Source organism: Ginsengibacter hankyongi, from assembly GCF_008710285.1.
GTDB lineage: Bacteria > Bacteroidota > Bacteroidia > Chitinophagales > Chitinophagaceae > Ginsengibacter > Ginsengibacter hankyongi.
Map to the genome: position 1 here is coordinate 1,746,345 of NZ_VYQF01000001.1, position 19,452 is coordinate 1,765,796.

General features: G+C 35.4%; 22 protein-coding genes. 5 read left to right on the plus strand and 17 right to left on the minus strand.

Annotated elements, in window-relative coordinates; translation table 11 throughout:
* The first annotated feature begins 73 nt into the window (after window positions 1-73).
* A complete protein-coding gene (locus FW778_RS07320) occupies window positions 74-1,834 on the plus strand; it encodes a peptide MFS transporter (protein ID WP_150413947.1) in 1,761 nt (586 codons plus the stop codon).
* An 80-nt stretch (window positions 1,835-1,914) separates the two neighbouring features.
* On the opposite strand, the gene FW778_RS07325 is transcribed toward FW778_RS07320, so the two are convergent.
* The 4 genes from FW778_RS07325 to FW778_RS07340 all read right to left on the minus strand — a co-directional run bounded on the left by FW778_RS07325 (window position 1,915) and on the right by FW778_RS07340 (window position 6,580).
* A complete protein-coding gene (locus tag FW778_RS07325; RefSeq protein ID WP_150413948.1) occupies window positions 1,915-3,108 on the minus strand; it encodes a DUF1501 domain-containing protein in 1,194 nt (397 codons plus the stop codon).
* A 35-nt stretch (window positions 3,109-3,143) separates the two neighbouring features.
* Entirely contained in the window at window positions 3,144-4,580 is a 1,437-nt protein-coding gene (locus FW778_RS07330) for a DUF1800 domain-containing protein (protein WP_202552103.1), read from the minus strand.
* Window positions 4,581-4,932: 352 nt separating this feature from the next.
* Window positions 4,933-5,205: a hypothetical protein gene (locus FW778_RS07335; protein WP_150413949.1), complete on the minus strand. Its 273-nt coding sequence runs from the start codon at window positions 5,203-5,205 to the stop codon at window positions 4,933-4,935.
* Window positions 5,206-5,737: 532 nt separating this feature from the next.
* Window positions 5,738-6,580 carry a dienelactone hydrolase family protein gene (locus FW778_RS07340; RefSeq protein WP_235906114.1) on the minus strand — a complete coding sequence of 281 codons (843 nt, stop codon included), beginning with the start codon at window positions 6,578-6,580 and terminating at the stop codon, window positions 5,738-5,740.
* Between the two features lie 187 nt (window positions 6,581-6,767).
* Between FW778_RS07340 and FW778_RS07345 the strand changes: the two genes are divergently transcribed.
* The gene (locus FW778_RS07345) at window positions 6,768-7,049 is read left to right on the plus strand and encodes a DUF4339 domain-containing protein (RefSeq protein WP_150413950.1); all 282 of its coding nucleotides are present in this window, start codon (window positions 6,768-6,770) and stop codon (window positions 7,047-7,049) included.
* Between the two features lie 29 nt (window positions 7,050-7,078).
* Here the strand turns inward: FW778_RS07345 and FW778_RS23050 are convergent, their stop codons facing one another.
* Window positions 7,079-7,249, minus strand: a complete 171-nt coding sequence (locus FW778_RS23050; protein WP_202552104.1) for a hypothetical protein — start codon at window positions 7,247-7,249, stop codon at window positions 7,079-7,081.
* 157 nt (window positions 7,250-7,406) lie between these two features.
* On the opposite strand from FW778_RS23050, the gene FW778_RS07350 reads away from it, so the two are divergent.
* Window positions 7,407-8,165 (plus strand): SDR family NAD(P)-dependent oxidoreductase, encoded by a 759-nt coding sequence (locus FW778_RS07350; protein ID WP_150413951.1) that lies wholly within the window; start codon window positions 7,407-7,409, stop codon window positions 8,163-8,165.
* A 56-nt stretch (window positions 8,166-8,221) separates the two neighbouring features.
* Here FW778_RS07350 and FW778_RS07355 read toward each other — a convergent pair whose 3' ends face one another.
* From FW778_RS07355 to FW778_RS07370, 4 genes are all read right to left on the minus strand, one after another.
* Complete coding sequence (locus FW778_RS07355) at window positions 8,222-8,449, minus strand: hypothetical protein (RefSeq protein WP_150413952.1); 228 nt, start codon at window positions 8,447-8,449, stop codon at window positions 8,222-8,224.
* Window positions 8,450-8,498: 49 nt separating this feature from the next.
* The gene (locus tag FW778_RS07360) at window positions 8,499-8,978 is read right to left on the minus strand and encodes a hypothetical protein (protein ID WP_150413953.1); all 480 of its coding nucleotides are present in this window, start codon (window positions 8,976-8,978) and stop codon (window positions 8,499-8,501) included.
* Window positions 8,979-9,045: 67 nt separating this feature from the next.
* Entirely contained in the window at window positions 9,046-9,678 is a 633-nt protein-coding gene (locus FW778_RS07365) for a hypothetical protein (RefSeq protein WP_150413954.1), read from the minus strand.
* Between the two features lie 166 nt (window positions 9,679-9,844).
* Window positions 9,845-10,630, minus strand: coding sequence for a hypothetical protein (locus tag FW778_RS07370; protein ID WP_150413955.1), 786 nt, complete (start codon window positions 10,628-10,630; stop codon window positions 9,845-9,847).
* 238 nt (window positions 10,631-10,868) lie between these two features.
* On the opposite strand from FW778_RS07370, the gene FW778_RS07375 reads away from it, so the two are divergent.
* Window positions 10,869-11,456 (plus strand): hypothetical protein, encoded by a 588-nt coding sequence (locus FW778_RS07375; RefSeq protein WP_150413956.1) that lies wholly within the window; start codon window positions 10,869-10,871, stop codon window positions 11,454-11,456.
* 1 nt (window position 11,457) lies between these two features.
* Here FW778_RS07375 and FW778_RS07380 read toward each other — a convergent pair whose 3' ends face one another.
* The 5 genes from FW778_RS07380 to FW778_RS07400 form a co-directional block, all read right to left on the minus strand.
* Window positions 11,458-11,901, minus strand: coding sequence for a rhodanese-like domain-containing protein (locus FW778_RS07380; RefSeq protein WP_150413957.1), 444 nt, complete (start codon window positions 11,899-11,901; stop codon window positions 11,458-11,460).
* Between the two features lie 65 nt (window positions 11,902-11,966).
* Entirely contained in the window at window positions 11,967-12,785 is an 819-nt protein-coding gene (locus FW778_RS07385) for an alpha/beta fold hydrolase (protein ID WP_150413958.1), read from the minus strand.
* A 41-nt stretch (window positions 12,786-12,826) separates the two neighbouring features.
* The gene (locus FW778_RS07390) at window positions 12,827-13,147 is read right to left on the minus strand and encodes a hypothetical protein (RefSeq protein WP_150413959.1); all 321 of its coding nucleotides are present in this window, start codon (window positions 13,145-13,147) and stop codon (window positions 12,827-12,829) included.
* Between the two features lie 34 nt (window positions 13,148-13,181).
* Complete coding sequence (locus tag FW778_RS07395) at window positions 13,182-13,616, minus strand: hypothetical protein (RefSeq protein WP_150413960.1); 435 nt, start codon at window positions 13,614-13,616, stop codon at window positions 13,182-13,184.
* Between the two features lie 223 nt (window positions 13,617-13,839).
* Window positions 13,840-16,299: a YhdP family protein gene (locus FW778_RS07400; protein WP_150413961.1), complete on the minus strand. Its 2,460-nt coding sequence runs from the start codon at window positions 16,297-16,299 to the stop codon at window positions 13,840-13,842.
* 123 nt (window positions 16,300-16,422) lie between these two features.
* Here FW778_RS07400 and FW778_RS07405 point away from each other — a divergent pair, with 123 nt between their 5' ends.
* A complete protein-coding gene (locus FW778_RS07405) occupies window positions 16,423-16,653 on the plus strand; it encodes a CDGSH iron-sulfur domain-containing protein (RefSeq protein WP_150413962.1) in 231 nt (76 codons plus the stop codon).
* Here FW778_RS07405 and FW778_RS07410 read toward each other — a convergent pair.
* The 3 genes from FW778_RS07410 to FW778_RS07420 form a co-directional block, all read right to left on the minus strand.
* Entirely contained in the window at window positions 16,646-17,665 is a 1,020-nt protein-coding gene (locus tag FW778_RS07410) for an MlaD family protein (protein ID WP_150413963.1), read from the minus strand. The two genes, FW778_RS07405 and FW778_RS07410, sit on opposite strands and share 8 nt — an antisense overlap.
* A gap of 62 nt (window positions 17,666-17,727) precedes the next feature.
* A complete protein-coding gene (locus FW778_RS07415; RefSeq protein WP_150413964.1) occupies window positions 17,728-18,507 on the minus strand; it encodes an ABC transporter ATP-binding protein in 780 nt (259 codons plus the stop codon).
* Window positions 18,508-19,299 carry an MlaE family ABC transporter permease gene (locus tag FW778_RS07420; protein WP_150413965.1) on the minus strand — a complete coding sequence of 264 codons (792 nt, stop codon included), beginning with the start codon at window positions 19,297-19,299 and terminating at the stop codon, window positions 18,508-18,510.
* Window positions 19,300-19,452 lie beyond the last annotated feature (153 nt).

Below are 19,452 nucleotides of genomic sequence, written 5' to 3' on the forward strand. Positions count from 1 at the left end.
TTTAAAATTTATCTGTACTTTACAATTTATTAAATAACTAAACCTGCTTGTTAATTTTTAAAATACTGAGACTATGCAAGACCAAGGAATTCCTGCAAATACTGCTGAAACAAGGAAAGGAAGGCATCCAAAATCTTTGTATGTGCTTTTCCTTGTAGAAATGTGGGAACGATTTGCCTATTACTTAATGGTTGGTATTTTGCTGCTTTATCTTATTGACGATAAAACCGGTGGTAAGGGGCTAACTGAAAAAATGGGTGCTGATATTGTGGGTAGTTTTATTGCCCTTGTTTATCTGACCCCATTTATTGGTGGCTTGCTTGCTGATCGTTATTTAGGATACATTAAATCAATTTTTATTGGAGGTACTTTAATGGCGCTTGGTTACTTTGGCCTTGCGCTTCCTGGCAATACGGCATTATATGTTTCACTATGTTTAATAATTGTTGGAAATGGTTTTTTTAAGCCAAATATTTCTACCATTCTTGGCAATATTTATAATCGTGAGGATCTTAAACCATTAAAAGATAATGCTTATAATATTTTCTATATGGGAATTAATATTGGTGCACTGGTATGCAATTTTGTTGCTGCATATTTAAGAAACAAATATGGATGGGGATATGCATTTTCCGCGGCAGGTGTAGGACTAATAATTGGATTGATTATTCTCGCCTCTTCTCTCAAGAACGTGCGGGAAGGCGAAATAAAAAAGGAGAAGCGGCCGGAAGATATGCCAATAGGTAAAATTTTTGGATATGTATTTTTGCCTGCAATAATTGCCGCAGTAATTGGATGGATAGTTCCAACAATGCTTTTTGGAACCACAATAATGGGAAGCAAATCAAATGATGCGTTTATTTTTGCCTGCCTCCCGATTATTGCTTTTTATGTTTCGCTTTATATAGGGGCAAAAGGCCAGGATAAAAAAGGCATTGGCTCGTTACTGTTTATTTTTGCAATTTCAATTATTTTCTGGACGATCTATAACCAAAATTCTACAGGACTTACTTTATGGGCTCAAAAGCATACTGACAGAACGGTTTCCCCAGCTGGAGAAAAAATAGCTGGATCATTAGGCTTTATGCAAACCGTAAGCGATAGCCCAAGACTTGTAAATAAAGTAGATCAATATTTTGTTGATATTAAAGATAACGCAGCAATTGCCGGCCCTGCGGGTAATGGCAATGTAAAGTTGGTGGACGGTAATATCGTAGATAAGAATACAAGGGTGGTGCAGGTGATGGGGCCTGATCCCTACTTTAACAATGTACCTAAAAGTGAGTGGCCGGAAAAGGGAAATGAAAAATTAGCCAATACAGAATTATTTCAATCTATAAACCCTCTGTTTATAATAATACTTACACCTCTGCTTGTTCTCCTGTTTAGTTTTTTGCGAAACAGAAATAAAGAGCCTTCGACAGCCGCAAAATTTGGAATGGCCTTATTTATTTCAGGCCTTTCGGCATTGGTGATGGTGTTTGCTATCATGTCGGTTAACTCCGTTTATCTTGAAAAGACATCTCCTTACTGGCTTTGGGGAACTTATTTTGTTTTTACAATTAGTGAACTATTATTAAGCCCTATTGGTTTATCATTAGTATCAAAACTTGCACCGGCAAGACTAACGGCCTTGCTTATGGGCGGATGGTTTTTGTCTACATCCATTGGTGGAAAAATTGCAGGTGTTATGACAAGTTTTTGGGATGATTTTACAGATAAAAAAGTGTTCTTTCTTATACTTGTCATTTCAGCATTTATTGGTGGGATATTAATTTTTAGCAGGCTGAAATCTTTAAACACCATTGTAAAAGATAAAACCGGTTCTGCATAAAAAAGCTTCTTATTAAAAACTCCCTGAAGTAATTATTATTTCAGGGAGTTTTTTATGTTAGCATTTTATCCTCATGTTGCTTATATAAAATTCATATACTCATATTGCGTTCCCAAAATTTCCTTATCATTTGCGTCTAGCCATTTACGTAATACCGTTGCATAAACGTCCTTAAAATCCACTTTATATTTTAAATCCCCTTCGTTTAAATCATTAAGGTCGGGCATTGCATTTATTAATCCTTTTTGCTTTAAACCGCCGCCAATAAAAAACATATTGTTTGCCGTTCCGTGGTCCGTACCGCCGCTTGCATTTTGTGCAACTCTTCTTCCAAATTCGCTAAAGCTCATCAGCATTACATCATCGAACCGGTTGTTAGCTTTTAGATCTTTTACAAAAGCGCTTATTGCATCATTCAGTTCGGTAAATAACCTTCTCTGCTGATTTTCCTGGTTTACATGCGTATCAAAACTACCAAGGCTGAGGTAATAAACTTTGGTATTAATATCGCTCATAATAAGCGATGAAATTGTTTTTAGATTCTTACCCATTTCTGTTGGAGGATAAATTTGCGATGAGGGATGCAGCCTGCTCTGCTGGTAAATATAATCAGCGCTGCTTAATGTTGCACTAAGTGTTTTATACAAATAATCTACTGTTTCTTCCCCGTTTTCATGTGCGGCATTTATTTCTTTAAAATATTTTTCGTGGCTGGTGTTATACAACCGTTTCGGATCCTTAACTGCAAGGCCTTTATTATTTTCGCCTTTTAAAGCAAGGCTTAGTACGTCATCCACTTCAAGTGCCTGCGTAGGCTTACTACAGCCGCTGCATTGCGCATCCAGGTATCGTCCCAGCCAACCTGTGTAAATATATTTATCACTATCACTTGCACTTTGCCAAATATCCATGCTGCGAAAATGAGAACGGTCGGGATTGGGATAACCAACACTGTTCATAATCCCTAAACTGCCATCATCAAACAATTCTTTAAATGCAGGTAATGCAGGATTAATTCCTGCTTCATCTGTAAGCGATAATGCTTTCTCTTTTTCAATTCCAAGTTTTGGGCGTGATTTATAATAGATGTCATTTCGAATAGGAATGACCGTATTAAGGCCATCATTTCCTCCGCTGAATTGCAGCACAACCAAAACTTTATTACCGGGAGGCACAATCGCTTTTCCGTCGAATGCCTTTAAAAATTTTGGCAGCATTAAAGATGCCGTTGCAAGCGAGCCTATTTGCAAAAATTCTTTACGTTTGAATTGCATTTCAAAAAATTAAAAATTTTATTCTTATTGTTTCTTTAGCAGAGTTGATATTCAGGCGTACTCATTAGTTCCACTATTGTTGTTTTGATGTAACCATCTCTCGCATCCTTCTCTACATATTTATCTAAAATATTTTTATCGATTTTACTTTTTGTTTGCAAAACAATGTCACTTATTTTTTGCATGAGGTTTTCCCTGGCGATATTGTCAAACACTTTTGTTATCGCAGCCCAATCAACGGAGGAGTTCACTTGCCTGGCCTTTGCTTTTTTATCAACGTCTTCCATTCCCATCATGGTATCATCATCATCTTTTGGATTTACAACAAAATCATCGGCAGCGGTGAGAATTTGAGGAATTCTCATTCTTAACATTAAAGCGCTACTGTCTATCCAGTTTTTACCGCCCGGCCAGCCTGCCACGTTTGGAGGATAAAATAAAATTTGCCCCAGCGCCCGCTGAAATAATAATTGCACTTCGGGTTTATCAAGTTCCATAGGTAGTAACCTGCGAATGCCTACCAGCAATTCTACAGGAGATTTAATATGTGTACCTATGTTTTTATCATTGTAAAACCAATCACTTGTATATATCTGAGTTAGTAACTTTTTTATATCGTAATTACTTTGATAAAAGCTGTTCGCAAGCGATTCAATTTTTTCGGAATCTGGCTTATCATTTACAAAGTATTTGTATATTTTTTGAGTTATAAACTTTGCAGTTTGGCCTTGTTCCAATAAAATATCAATGATGTCATCGCCGTCGAAATTCCCGGTTTTTCCAAGGAAAGTTTTGTTACCATTATCGTGAAGAAATGGTCTTTCTACAAACTCGCCTTTTAAGTTAAATCCCCATCCGGTAAAAGCTCTTGCACTTTCTTTCACATCTTCTTCAGTATAATTACCACGACCCATTGTAAATAGTTCCATCACTTCCCTGGCAAAGTTTTCATTTGGATGTTGCTTTTTATTTTGCTGATTATTTAGAAAAGAAAGCATAGCAGGACTCTTGCTTACCTCGCGAAGCAAATCGCCAAAATTCCCTAAAGCATTTTCGCGAATGGTATTTAAGAGTTGTTGTTGAAAATATATATTTATAACGCGGCATGCAAAATGCCCGTGCCAGAAGAGACTCATTTTTTCCCTCATCTGCGCCTCACTATTTATCATTTCGCTAAGCCATGTGAGATTTAAATTTTTAATATCCTGAACAGATTGTTTCCGGAGCATTTTTTTTTTATCTTGTGTAAGTTGTTGCATCATACCTACATCCTGCACTCCTTTTACAAGGCCATCAAATAAGTTACTGGCAACATTAAATTCAACAGGCTTTTTAGAAGAAGTTCTTACCAGCAGTTTATACAAATCTTTTTGTGGGACGGTGGATAGTTCATTAGCATTTTCGGCCATTGGCCCAAATGCGGCCCTCCATAATAAATGTTGATTTTTTAATTGATTGGCGGATATTGACATTTATATGTTAGTTTATTTTTCAATTAAAAACGAAAAGAAATTTTTATTTATACCTGGGGTATAATTTTTAAGACTTAGAAATGCAAACCCGGTTTAATATAAATTTTATTAAAGCTAATAATATCCATACCGGCAATTGCCACGCTACAGTTTTATTACAGGTTACAAAGAATGGAAGGAATATCGATTATTAATGGCGGTAGCAGGGGGCACGATGTAAAAGGCCTAGCTATAAACAAGTAGGTAATTTCAATTAAAAGGATCTAAATAAAAAAGGGATTGTAATTAACAATCCCGGAGATTATTTTAAACCTTTAAAAAATCAAACATAATTTTTTGTAATGATACTGAGTTACTGAGCAGCACTTAGGCCTTTTGTAATATTCATATGAATTATTCTTGCGCTATTTTCGTCGCAATTCTGAAGATCAGCGAACAAATTTTTCCTGATTTCTTTCTCCTTGATCGCAGCTATTTCGCAGGCACGCTCAAAGTTAGGATGCATACCGTAGCTATCGAGTATACCGGGCACGTCCTTAAACTCAGGAAATGTAATATACTTTTTGACAAAATAGAAAGTTGTATTCTGAACAACTTTCGTATAGGCTGTGTAAAAATTTTCCATACGTGTTTTTTTAATTGAGGTTAAGCTGTTAATAGATCCTTATATTTTCTTAGCACTAAATTTGGTGCCAATTACGATTTCAATGCTTTACAAGGATAGAGGAGGAGATTACCGAATTCGCTATTAAATTATAGGAATTCTTAATCGGATGGGTTTGCCTGGAAGTATTGGTGCGATTAAATTATGATTGTTATTGATAGAAAGCTAACAATTCAGGTAATGAAATCCCGGGAAATTCAAAGGAATTGAAAATTAATATTCGAAATTAAAGCGGACAACAAGTCAAGATAAAGTAATTATGATTTTCAGAGGATGTGGAGGGGGAAGAGTCGATGTGTATGTCGGACGTAAAAGTAGTGTTTGAGATTAATTAATGCAAGTGTTTAATAATAAATTTTTGAAGTTGTGCAAAACTTTGTAGTCTACAATCATCCTATTATAAGAAAATTATTAGTCTTTATTTAGACTATAAAAGTTTAGAATTCAGGTCAACGATCTTTTTATAGAATTTTACGTCAACCAATTACATATATCAAAATATTTTTTTAAAAAATTCTTTCATATCATTCCAGGATGCGGTGTCGGCAGCCGCATTATATTTTATCGGCATATTAAATTTCTTTCCATTTTCATCAGAAGCAGGATTTGTGAACGCATGAGTAGCATTTGCATATGATTTAAAAGTGTAATCAACGCCCGCTGAATCCATAGATTTTTTAAAACCCGCAACTTCAGGATTTACAAACTGATCTGAATCGCCATGGCAAATTAAAATTTTTGCCTTTATAAGATTTTTATTGGGCGCAACACCTGAAAGGTCTCCGTGAAAAGATACTACACCTTTGAGATCAGCACCAAGTTTTACAGCGTTTAACACTATATAACCGCCATAACAATAACCAATGGCAGCCAGTTTGGATGTGTCTGTTTCAGGAAATGTTTTTAGTTTATTAATTGCTGCATCAAGCACAGTTTTGGCAAGCGTTGGTTCTTTATAATAAGGAGTAGCAAGCGCCATTGCAGTTTTTGGATCTGGCGCAATTTTTCCACCGCCATACATATCAACAGCCATTGCTACATAGCCAAGAGCGGCCAATTCTTTAGCACGCATGCGTGGATAGTCTGTAAGGCCCCACCATTCATGAACAACAAGTACACCGGGCCTTTTACCAACCTGGTTAGAATCGTAAGTAATATATCCATTATACTCTTTACCACTAACATTATAAGTAACAGGCTCTTCTTTTATTGCAACAGGTTTTATGTCAGACGAATCTTTTGAAGAAGTTGCCTGGGTATTGCTGGTTTGCTGGTTGCAGCTCATTGCAACTGTACCAGCTATAATTAAACTCATGGATAATAATTTAATATTCATTTTTTTATTTTTTATTGAAACAAAAGTAAATAAGAAAATGTTGTGATGGCCAGTGCAGTTTCTTTAAAAACCCGGATTTTTATTTTTTATTCCGGCATTTCCAGTTTATAAAAAGCTAAAAAGAAATAATATAACATCTTTCAACGTTTTATAAAATAATTTGAACCGCAACTACAAGTAGCTTTCTATGACAACTTATTTTATCAAAGAACAAGATTGCGAAGCCGGGCCATTTACGATTGACCAATTAAAAATCAAACTTTTAAATAAAGAAGCCCAGGTGTGGCATGCTGCGCTTAAAGGATGGACGATGGCAGGAAATGTTTTTGAATTGAAAGAACTATTTGAACCAGCATTTGCATCATATCCCTTCGGAAAAAATACGCCAGGAAAAATCCAGGGAATTAGTTTAAAGCAACAATTTAAAAAAATAACTTTATTGGCTTTTTTGCTACAAATAAGAAAGTAATATCAACGCTATCATTGCAGAAGAATGTATTACTTTTCACCTTCAAGCCTCGACAATTCGCCTTCATCAAGATCGTCTCCGGTTTTAGGCTCCAAATTTAAGTCGGGATCTTTTCCAATATCTCTCTCCGCCTGCTCGTGGGCTTCAGTTACAAGCTCCAAGTCCAATTTTTTCTTTTCTAACAAGTTTGTTTCTGTCATGCAAATTTTTTGGTGGTTAAAATTATTACGTAGGCCTAAATTCTATGCCATTTATTTTTTACTATTTAAAGTCGTTTAAAAATATATAAATACTAATGGATTTAAATTTGCAATTCAATACAACATTGTTATTATAAATTAAATCTCTAAACAAATTATGAAAAATAAAATAGCCTTAGTTACTGGGGGGAGTCGTGGCCTTGGAAAAGATATGGCGATAAGACTGGCTAATCATGGGCATGATTTAATTATCACCTACAATTCTAACAAAGAGTCTGCAGAGGAGGTGGTAAATCAAATCAAAAATATTGGACAGAAAGGGACAGCCTTGCAATACGACTCAGCTGATTTTAAGTCGTTAGATCATTTTATAAAGCAGGTAAAAGAAACATTAAATAGTTTTTTTGAAACCAGCACGTTCGATTTCATGGTAAACAACGCTGGCGTTGGTGCTACCATTCCGTTTGAGCAGGCTACAGAAAATGATTTTGACCGGTTTATGAATATCCATTTTAAAAGTGTTTATTTTCTTACACAACAATTGTTGCCTATCATAAACAATAATGGCAGAATTATAAATCTATCATCAGGCAGCACCCGGGTTGGTGTTCCGGGTTATTCTATCTATGCTTCCATGAAAGGTGCTATAGAAACTTTTACAAAATATCTTGCAAAAGATGTTGGCAAAAAAGGTATAACGGCCAATGTAGTTGCACCGGGACCAATTGAAACCGATTTTAATAATGCCGCGATACGCAACAGCCCGGAGAGAAAAGTTATGATTGCTTCGCAGGCTGCTTTGGGAAGAGTAGGCCAGGCCAACGATATTGGTGGCGTAGTCGCATTTTTATGTTCTGAAGATGCTAAATGGATAAGTGGCCAAAGAATTGAGGTATCAGGGGGGATGGTTTTATAGGATAATACCCAACTTGGGGAAATTGACAACCATTAATCAGATAATTCTTATTTAGATTAGCTTACGAGTACCTGATGAAAAAAATAAACCATTGAAGTATTCTTCAGTGCAGGAGATGAAAGGTTGGAAGTTTTGGCAGGTACTGTATGTGTTTGAACAGGATGAGAATTGCATGTACCCAATGCATAGTAAATAATAATAAATACGATAATAGTGCTTATGCAGCCTCCGCCTAATTTTTTTGCTCCCCAGCCGGCAATTAGCGCTCTTACTAATTTGTTCATTTAATAAATTTTATTGTAATAATTTAATTTATTTAACAAAGTAATTGCTTCATGCATTTGGTGGCAGTTTGTTTTCCTCAGTTTTGCCACGTGCCATTACGGTAGCAAACGTTCCTGCACAAAAGTTACCAATAATTGCATTTGCCAGCATGGAAAATAATAAACCATGCCCGGCATTTTTACTTAACGCTGCCGGTGTTTGCCTCAGCACATCGTTTGAAGCTCCTATATTAAAAACCCCGGGAGCAAAAACAAGCGTTAGTAACAGTATTAATATGCAGGAGAAAATTACACCCAAAGTTGTCACTACGAAACCATTATATTTTTTGTTTGGGTCATCATTCTTTTTTCCACCATACATAAGGCCAAAAGAAAAAACGCAGACAAGAAATATAGCACTACCGAGGTATAAAAGCCAGGTTGCAGAATATCGCTCGTCTTTTAAGAACAGAAATACAGGGATACAATACAGGGCCGACGAAATTATGCCGAACCTGCTTAGATAGAGAAGTGATGATTTATTAGGCATAATAAAATGACCTCTAAAATCATTCCAGTTTTAGAGGGAGCGAAAATAAAATCTATGTTGAAATCAGTTACATAAACCCGTAATCAAGTACCCTTCGTAAATATTTTTTGTCCTGCACTATCCACGTTACTTCATAACTGCCAGTTGCATCTTTGCAAAAAAGATATAAATAAATTCTATGCCCATCCTTAGATTTATAAATTCCGTTACGTGATCTTAAAGTACCCTTATCCATGTACGTTAGGTTAAGGTTATAAATATCTGCGTAGGCCATTGGCGGTATTGCCACGGTGTCGTTATCTACTGCAATAGTTATATTGCTAATATATGTTTTAGGAATATTTCCATAATCGCCATAATAAGTCTTCCGGTCAATTCTTATTAAATATCTTTCATCAAAATCAAGTTTATGTTTGCTTTTATCGAATGGTGAAAGTTTAACGCTAGCCTTAATATTATCGCCATTAAAATTCATAAAATCAGGCCCAAACGTCGTGAAAGGAATTTTTTGAAGATCATCTTTTCCAATTGCTTCGCTAATTCCCGATAAAGTAAAGGTTGCCAGGTCAGCCCTTATTTGTGTCTTCGGCAATCTTGCAAACGATTCATTCTTTCTACGGGTGTCCTGGTAGTCATAATCCTTTTGTGCGCTGCTGGAAAATCCATACAGTATGCACAATGAAATAAAAATGGCTTTCATGTACTTATTTTCTGTAAACCCTAAAAATAAAAGAATCAAGGTTAATAAAAATAAAAATAACGGGCAATTAGAGAAGATGATGCCTGACGTCTTTACACAACCATGAAGTTTTTAACAGTCGGTAAAAAAGAAGAATTTAGAAAAATATTTTTTTAAATAATGTAGTTTATTTTTTCAGGCGTTCATAATATTCTACACTTTTTGAACTGTCTGCATTTACAATTGTTTGTTTATAGTTGTCGGCGCCGTTCATTTCAATATCAATCATGAAAGATTGGCCTACTGCAATTGAATAGGTTGAATTTAAATCCACTTCTTTCATTTTGTTATCGCCATCCATTGTAAAGGTTCCAAAGCCAATTCCCGTAAAATTTCTATTAGCAGAATCTTTAAATGTATGGCCATACATAAAATACCCGGCATAAAAAGCCTTGTATTGTGTTCGGTTGTTTTTTGTGGTATCGTTGCCCTTTACGATAAAAGAATTTGTTTCTTTCCAAACGCCGTCTAACGGTGTTTTCTGCGCCTTACTTACTGACTGATACTCTTCAGTTAGTTTTATTTTTTGAGTATCGATTGAAATGTCAGGAATTACCTGGGTATAACCCTCCGGTGTTTTGGTAATGTTTAAAGTAAACGTTCTGGGAGAAGAATTAATAGTTGAGTCAGACGCACTGTATTTTACATATTCAGTTACAGTTCCCGTATCTGCAGTGTATGCACCAACGCCAAAAGATGAGACAGAATCGCCTGGATTCACCTGCGTGTACATCATGAAGCTATCGGTATAAATTTTAAGTTGTTTAAGGTCGGTGTATTTAGTGTCTTTTTTCCCGTCGTTAATTGTTTGAGATGTCATAAAATAAGCGCCTGGCATGTTGGGAGCTTCCTTTACATTAGAAGTGCAGCTTATTGTGGCAAGTACTATTGAAGCCAAAATTAAATTTTTCATGATATCAAGCTTTTAGGTTGAGTTAATATAAAAAAAATAATTGGCAACTGCAATTTTTACGACTATTAAATGTTTATTACAGACGATGGCAAGGAATGTATCTTGGCATATTTGCGGCGCTATCAATTCAAAAACTATGAGATATCAACACCTGTGGATTATTTACATTAACAAAGCTTAAAATATAATCCTTATTATCGCGTTTAATTCAAGTTTCAAAAAATCCAAATTTACTCTTATGAAAAAACTGCTTTCATTAATTTTTATTTTCTCAACCTTTCATCTTTTAGCACAAAAAAGCCTCTTGCTTTTAAAAACCGGGAGCTCAATAAAGCCCGATATTGAAAAAGTAGCCCGGGATTACTATGATCATTTTGATAATATTAAGGGCGAAAAAATTTCGGAAAGTGAAAGCACTATTGAATATCAAAGCAAAATAATACCCGCGGGTTCACTTGAAAGTACGATCACTCAAATAAAGAGCCTACATAACGTTTATAGCTGGCAAACAACCCTGTTGAAAACCGATGATTATGAAAAGGCCGTAGAAAAATACAAGCAAATATTTCATCAGCTTAATGGCTCAAATTTTAAAATACAGGAAAATCAATCCTGGAAATTTGAAGGACTTTATGATACTCCCGATGATGCCCGGTCTTTTGCATCAAGTATTCTTGAACCCAATGTAAGCGACAAAGTTTTTCAACGATTAAAAATTGAAATAGCCCTGAATTATAACATGCCCAACTGGACGGTTAAGGTAATGGTGTACGAAAAAGAAAATGATGCAGATATAAGACCTTCAGAAAAAACCGGGAGCTTCTAAACTATTTATCTAAAGTAGGGTAACCTTTGGCAATCCAATCTGTTTTAATATTATTTGGTAAATTAAGTAAGTGATAATTTGTAAACTTCATTTTTTGCAATAACGCAATTGCCGGTCGAACATCAGGACAATGCTCGAAAGGACAGCAACCACAATAAATTAAGATGTTGGTTGATTTAGGAAGCTTACTTATTTGTTGCTGGAACTTTGCAAGATTTTTTTCATCTTTTACCATCCCGATATCAATAGAATTAGGAATTATTGCGCCAGGCCCCACACTAAACATTACCGGCACATCTTTATTTTCCTTAAGAATCGCTGCCAGGGCAGAGGGCTCTGTAAGTTGATCGCTGGTCCAGTTTTCAGGATTTTGCCCCGAAGAATTTTTACAGGCAGCGAGGATGAAAACAAGAAAACAAACTGAAAAAATATGGTATTTTTTCATAAAAAATTTATTGTCCAAATGTAGTTAATGCGGCCAATCAATTACGCGAATGCTATCATAAATTTTTAGCGGGAATGGAATGGCGTCGAAAAGAAATCGTCTACAATTTTATTGAATTCGTCTTGATGTTCTATTAAAGTTCCATGGCCCGAATTTGGAACTATCCATAAATAAGCATGCGGTATGTTTTGATAAATTAAAACTGTATGTTCAATTTTTATAAGATCGTGATCGCCGCCAATAATTAATGACGGGCATTTAATTGAACCCAAATCGTTCAATGAAATATTTGGCTGAAACCAATCCAGCAGGAACAATTTCCAATCATTCTTTTGTTGCTCAGTTGTATAAGTTTTATTTTTAGAAGAATCGTAAGTGGCCTTTTCATCTTTCCAAAGCGAGGGAATAATTGCGGTAGAATCAGGCCACAAATTTGCCCCGGTAGAAGCAAGTTTTATAACTTTTTGGGGATGGCGCATTGCAAGCAGTAAAGCGTTTATGCCGCCATCGCTCCATCCTAAAACATAAGCAGAGTCAATGTGAAGCACAGCCAGCAAAGTAGCTTCATCATCGGCCATCATCTCGAAACTTAAAGAATCATTTATGTCTTTTGATTTTCCCTGCGACCGGCTGTCGGCAACAATTACTTTATATTTTTTAGCGAAATAAGGAATATTATTTTTAAAGCTTGCAATGCTTCCCCCATTTCCATGAATCATTAATAAAGGTTGCCCGCTACCATATATTTCGCAATAAATTTTAATGCCGCGAACGTTATAAAAATTGCCATTTGCGGGATTATTTCCGTAGGGTATTTTATCGGCCTGGCAAAGTGCGGTAAGAACAAGTAATTGTAAAAGCACGGTAAAAAAAATATTTTTCATCTTAAATTAAAGATGCAAATATATCAATTGATATATTCACCTTAAAAGCCTAGAGCTTTTGATATTGCATTTTGAAAAATATCAATTGCTGCATTGGCAGCTTTTTGAGCAACTGCTTTTGTAATTATTGCTATAGAATGCAATTCAGATTCAAGAATATTTTCCTCATCCGCCACGCGGCTCTCAAAAAATTCATCACTTATTTGTTTATTAAGCCTTAAGCTGGCCAGCAACTCAAGCCTTGATTTATGATCGCTGAAATAGCCGTTTACACTATTCTTCACCAGATCCCAGTTATCTTTTGCGGTATCCTTAATTGCGCCAAGCATTTGGGCCACAACTTCATTTATATCGAATGCCATAATTTATTTATTTAGGTTGAAAAGATTTTATAAATTATTTCAAAGCTTTTTCTGCTATATAAAGCGGCTTCCAAAAGCCCGCGAGTGTTGCCTGGTAGGCAATTGCTTCGCCATCGGTAAGCGTGTTATGATCCTTATGATATTTTTTTGCTTCAGCAAACGCATCTTTCAAATTTTTTATAATTACCAGAAAATCTCCGTTTTTTGGCCTTGCTTCATTTTTAAGTTGAATAGAATTTATTTCTACTTCAATTTCATTGTACCGTTCATTTAAATCATGATACGTTCGTTTGTTCACCGGCACATCCAGCATATCAATGTATAGCTTATCAGTTGCCTTTGCGGTATTCGCAATTTGATCCTCTAACGCAGCGCTATATTCGGGAACCAACATTACCCGGCAAGAGGTAATCATAAAAGCCAGCATTAGAAAGACTGATATTTTTTGAGCAGGAATTATTCTTCTCATAGAAGGAATTATATTTTAGAAAAATTGATTATCAAATAATCTTCCTGCGTTTTGCAATCAATTGCAAAATGTCTCTGAGGTAAATGTTATCTTATCAGGATAAAGTGAGTAAGTCAACCAGTGAAATAAAACTATATAATTTTATACAACTTTTATAGTAAACGCAAACTTTACGGGAAATTATTTTGGAATTAAGTTTTATAGAAAAGAATGCAGTGCGATATTACTTGTTCTTTGATTTGCGGAAAATATGCAGCAGCTCCGGCTTAAACTGGATACTGCCATCCGCTCCTGGCCTTCCCCTGATATATAAGCTGGGCCCGGCTTTTTGATCGAGCCCTTCATTGTGGGGATCATAATCAGCATTACGTTTTTTAAGGTTACTTAACGGAATTTGTATGCTCATGTCAGTATTGCCCTTCATGCTATATACGCCTTGCACATACATGGACAAAACATTAGATTGTATTTCCATCTTGTTAATCTTAATTTCCTGGTCTTTTATCTCTAAACTATCTTTTAGCTCTGCAAAACGAATGTTATCAAAATCGCGCTTTTTAAAAATGAAGGATTGTATTTTTTTTACAGGTTCGAAATTGTTTAATCCACCGTTTTTTAAAGAAAAAAATATGTTACTGCTTAAACTGTTGGGGTAAGCTTTTCCTTCATCATCCAAAGCAAGAACTGCGTTTACACTGGCCGTTAGTTTTCCCTCTAGATTTTGAGCTTCTATCCCATTTTGCCCGAAATTATTAAAAGCAGTAAATATTTTATTTACATCCACATTATCTAAGGATGCATTAAGCTTTGCCTGGTGATAATTATCTTTATCAGTAATAAGTGAGCCACTGAGGCCAATACGGCCGCCCGCATGATCCATGCTCACATTATTAATTTCATAGCTGTTTTGCAATAACGTAACATTGGCATTTACATTACCTGCTTCAAACTTCTTATATACCAGGTGTGGCGTTTTTAAATTTACCCGCAATAACCCCTTATCCAATACGTCATCGATATTTGCAGATACCCGGTTTAATTTATTTCCCGTCGTGTTGGAAGAGTTATGTGTAACCTTTTTTCCCGTTTTTAATAAATAAACAAAAGATGCAAGGTTGAGCGAAGGAGAATAAATATTCCAATCAATAATGGCTTTGTTGGGTTGGGTGTTAATAAGCGTAAGCAGGTTTTTCGCCTCGCCGTTCATAATTATTTTATTATTTAATACTTCGCATTGAAGGTCTTTAATCAACACGTCAGAATTTTTAAATTCAAGCCGGCCATTTACATTTTTTAATTCTACATTTCTTGGGCCATATAATACATCCCCGTTTTTAAAAGATACTATTCCGTTTAAGAACGAATTGATATTATTATTTTTTTCGAGCGGGCCTTTATACGTTACATCAATAGAGCCATTGCCGGCCTGAAACTGAATAGAATTACTTGCGATAAGTTCATTTAACTTTCCAAGCGAAAAGTTGGAAGTAAGATCGCAGGTTAATTGTGGCTTATATAAATTAAGTATTTCAATATTGTTAGAAGAAACAGGCAGATCGTTCCATATGGCAGAAAAGTTACTAATGTTTATCTTAGAATTTGGATCACGCCGGGGCTCGCCCTCAACCACTTCATCAGTGTAATAGCCAACAAATGAAGCATCATCAAAATCTAAAAAGGGCGTTGTTAATTTTGAATGATTAACGCTCCAATTTACAACTATCAAAGGATCGCCACCATTTAATGATCCGCTGATATTTGCATCTGCATCTAATTTTTTATCGAGGCTTACAATTGCTAACGCTGTGTCTATTTTCGCAGTCAATAATGATCGTCCAAAATCATAAAATATTTGCCGCGTATGTACCCTGAGGCTAAACTGCGGATCAGGTTTAACCAGGTCGAACCTGCCGGTAATGTTGAAAGGTTGACCTGCCAATTTTATATCAATGCTATCGAATTGTAACTGCTGTAATTTTTTATTTAACCTGAAATCAAAATTACCTTCTAATTTTTTGTTCTTAATAAAACTCCCGTTAGATAATTTAAATGCCAGGGTGTTTACAACGATATTCGCCTTTGCAGAAAAAAATAAAGCATCGTCTTCATCGTCCAATTTTACTTTTAGATTATTAACCACACCCTCATACAATTTTTCTTTAAGACGATCGTCAATTGTTATTCTTACGTCTTTAAGCTCAATTAATTTTAATTGAACTTTTTGTTGAGCATTTTTTGTCTCGTTAACTCCCGCAGGTTTAGTTTTTGGCTTTAATAAATAAGCATTGGTATAGCCACTGGTGTCGGTAAATAAATAAATAGACGCTTGTTCAACACGTATACCGTTAACGGCAGATTCTTTTTTAATAAGCTTTATAACACTTATCTGCGCAAATACCTCTTCCGCCTTAAAAAATGGATGATGGTGTTGAGCGAACATCGTATCCGTAACTAAAACCTTATGAAGCAGTACGGAAATCTTTGGAAAAGTTCTTACAAAACTTAATTCAACGTCGCCAATGGACACGTTCCCATTTATTTTCTTGCCTATTTCTTCCGTTACATCTTTTATAATAGATTTTTTATTTATAGAAACATAAACAAAAACAATGATGTATAAAAGGAATAATGTACCCAGCAGCGTTACAAACGCCCTCAAGGTGTATTTTAAAAATTTGGTCAACAACTGAAATTAAGTGTAATGAATATATTCAATTATTTTGGTACCATTTCAATTACAGAGATAGTGCCAAAAAGCACATGGGATTTATTTCATTACTTTTGCGCTCCAATTATAAAGTTAAAAATGGCTTCAACGAAAATTACGGTAAAAAGCAATGGATCATTAAAGGTAGAAGGCGACTTTGAAATAGTTGATATGGAAGGAAATTTTTACGGTCTTGAAGGAAGGGAAATTATTTCAATTTGCCGTTGTGGCCTTTCGCAGAATAAACCTTTTTGCGATGGTTCTCACAAAGGGCATTTTGAGCACGATGCGAAAGCTTTTAATCTGCCGCCTAGAAAGAGTGTCAATTAGTTACAACCGTATCTAGAACAATTTTAGAATTTTCTTTATCCTGTTTTGCCTTCTTTTTAAAAAATCCGCGTAACAAGAAGTTATGTTGAAGAGCCTCCAGGTCTTCGTCTAATTTTTTACTGGCCGACTGGAGATTTTGTAACGTGCCTTTTATTTTATTAGCAGATTGTTCATCGCTAAGCAACATCCCAGCCGGCGTATTTTTATTAGTTAGCCCTTCATTAATAATGTTTCCTGTTTTGTTAAAGTTTGCAATAATATTTTGTGATGAGTCTGCGATATTCTGCAGGCGAGAGACTGTAGTTCTTAATTTATTAAATATAACAGTGTCGGTTACCAGATCATTGGCCAAAGAGCCTTTATTGTTAAGCTTGGCGGTATAGTCCGATACATTTTCAGATAATCTTTCTAAATTTAGCGAAGCCCGTTTTAAAATATTTGTAGTTGCATTTAGCTGATCAGCCAGCGTTTCGTCAGTTAATAATTTTCCAATAGAACCCTTCCCAGCCACAATTCGGCTACTTATTAATTTAAAGTCGTTGGTTATTGCCAGGATGTTATCGTTATTTTTTGAAAGTGTACTCATCATTGCATCGGTACTTAATATTTTATCGCTGCCAATGATATCCCCCTCCTGAATTTTTGCCCCATCGGGTGTTCCCCCATGTATTTCGATTATTTTATTACCAATTAAACCGTCAGAACTTAGTTTTGCCTTTGCATCTTTGGGTATAAATTTTACAGACACATCTTCAATATTTATTACTACTTCTACCTTTCCGCTATCTTTTAGATTTACTCTTTTAATGGTTCCAACTTTTACGCCGGAGAACCAAACGTTGTTGCCTTTTTGAAGACCATTTACATTGTCGAAAACAGTTTTCACGGTGATTGATTTTTCGAAAGTTTTACGTTGGGAGCCAAGGGTGAGAACGGTAATAATAAAAATAGCCACACCCAGGAAAACAAATATCCCAACTATTATTGTTCTTGTATAACCGGTAGATTTCATATTACTATTTTTATTTTTTAAGAAATGTCTTATTCAGATTATCGCTAACATTACCAGGCATGTTACAATTGATTAATAAAATTATAATTATAAAAGTTTTTTATTCTTTCGTCGTCTGTATTAAAAACTTCATCAAAAGTACCCTCCTTTATAAACTTCCCATCAAACAACATTGCAACCCTGTCGCCGGTTGATTTTGCGCAGGTAAGGTCATGTGTAATTATAATAGAGGTTGTATTAAATTTTTGCCTTACCAAATTAATAAGGTTATTAATCTCGATGCTTGTAATAGGGTCAAGGCCCGAAGTTGGCTCATCATATAACATTATTTTCGGGCGTAAAATTAAAGTGCGTGCTATACCAATTCTTTTTCTTTGGCCACCTGAAAGTTCCGATGGCATTTGGTTGATTGTTTGAGATAAACCTACATCGCTTAATACAGATTCAATCTGGCTTGTAACTTCCTTTTTCGTCAGGTGCCTTGCGTTTCTCACCAATGGAAAAGCAAGGTTTTCCCTCACCGACATACTATCATACAAAGCGCTGTTCTGAAACGAAAATCCTACCTGTAAACGAAGTTCTCTTAATTCTTTATCATTTAATTTATCTACCTCTTTACCCAAAACATTTACCGTTCCACTATCTGGCCTCAATAACCCACATATAATTTTTATAAGTACCGATTTACCGGTTCCGGATCTGCCAAGCACTGCTACATTTTCTTTTTCAAAAACATCGAGATTAATTCCCTGCAATACATGATTTTCGCCAAACGATTTATACAAATCCCTTACAGAAATTATTAATTTATTATAATCTATATTTTTATTTTCAATTTCCATTTAAGTTCTGAAACTGTTAGTGATTTGAACAATTAATATTTCTTCAACAAATATGAGAAACATAGAAAGCACCACGGAAGAATTGGCGGATTTTCCCACACCTTCAGTTCCGTTGCTGGCATGAAATCCTTTGTAGCAGCCAACAATTCCAATGGTAAAGCCGTAAACGACACTTTTTATTAAGGAAGCGAAAATATCAAGGAAGGAAATTTTATCGAAAGCGGCCTGGAAAAACGAAACAAAACTCGTCATCTCGTTTTGGTGAACATTTAAAAAAGCGCCTAACATGGCAACAGCGCCTGTATAGCACATTAGCATGGGAACCATAAGCGTAGTTGCCAATACCCTGCTAACTACTAAAAATTTAAATGGATTTACGGCAGAAACTTCCATTGCATCTATCTGCTCCGTAACCTTCATTGAACCCAGTTCGGCTCCTATATTTGATCCTACTTTCCCCGCAGCAATTAAAGCAGTTACCAGTGGCGCTAAGGCCCGAATTATGGCAATTGCCACAAGAGAAGGTAGCCACGATGCTGCACCAAACTCTGATAGAGAAGGACGTGATTGTTTTGTAAAAACGAGGCCTGTTATAAAGCCCGTTAAGGTAATCAGGAAAAGAGATTTATAGCCAACCTGGTAACATTGTCTTATTATTTCTTTAAACTCATAAGGGGGTTTAAACACTTCTTTAAAAAAACGCAGTACAAATTGTAATGCGTTATTCAAATCAATAAAAAAACCGTCAACTTTTTTTGAAATAAAATAATCCCGCGATTTTTTAAAATACATAGTTGTTTAATTACATTCAAAATTATATCCAAATTGTTGTATCCCGGAAAATGTGCAGCAAAGATGGTACAAAGATTGGCAAATAGTAATGTCGCAGTTCTTTATTTTAGGTAGATCAGCCGTGTTTACTATTTTACAAAATGTATTTTATAT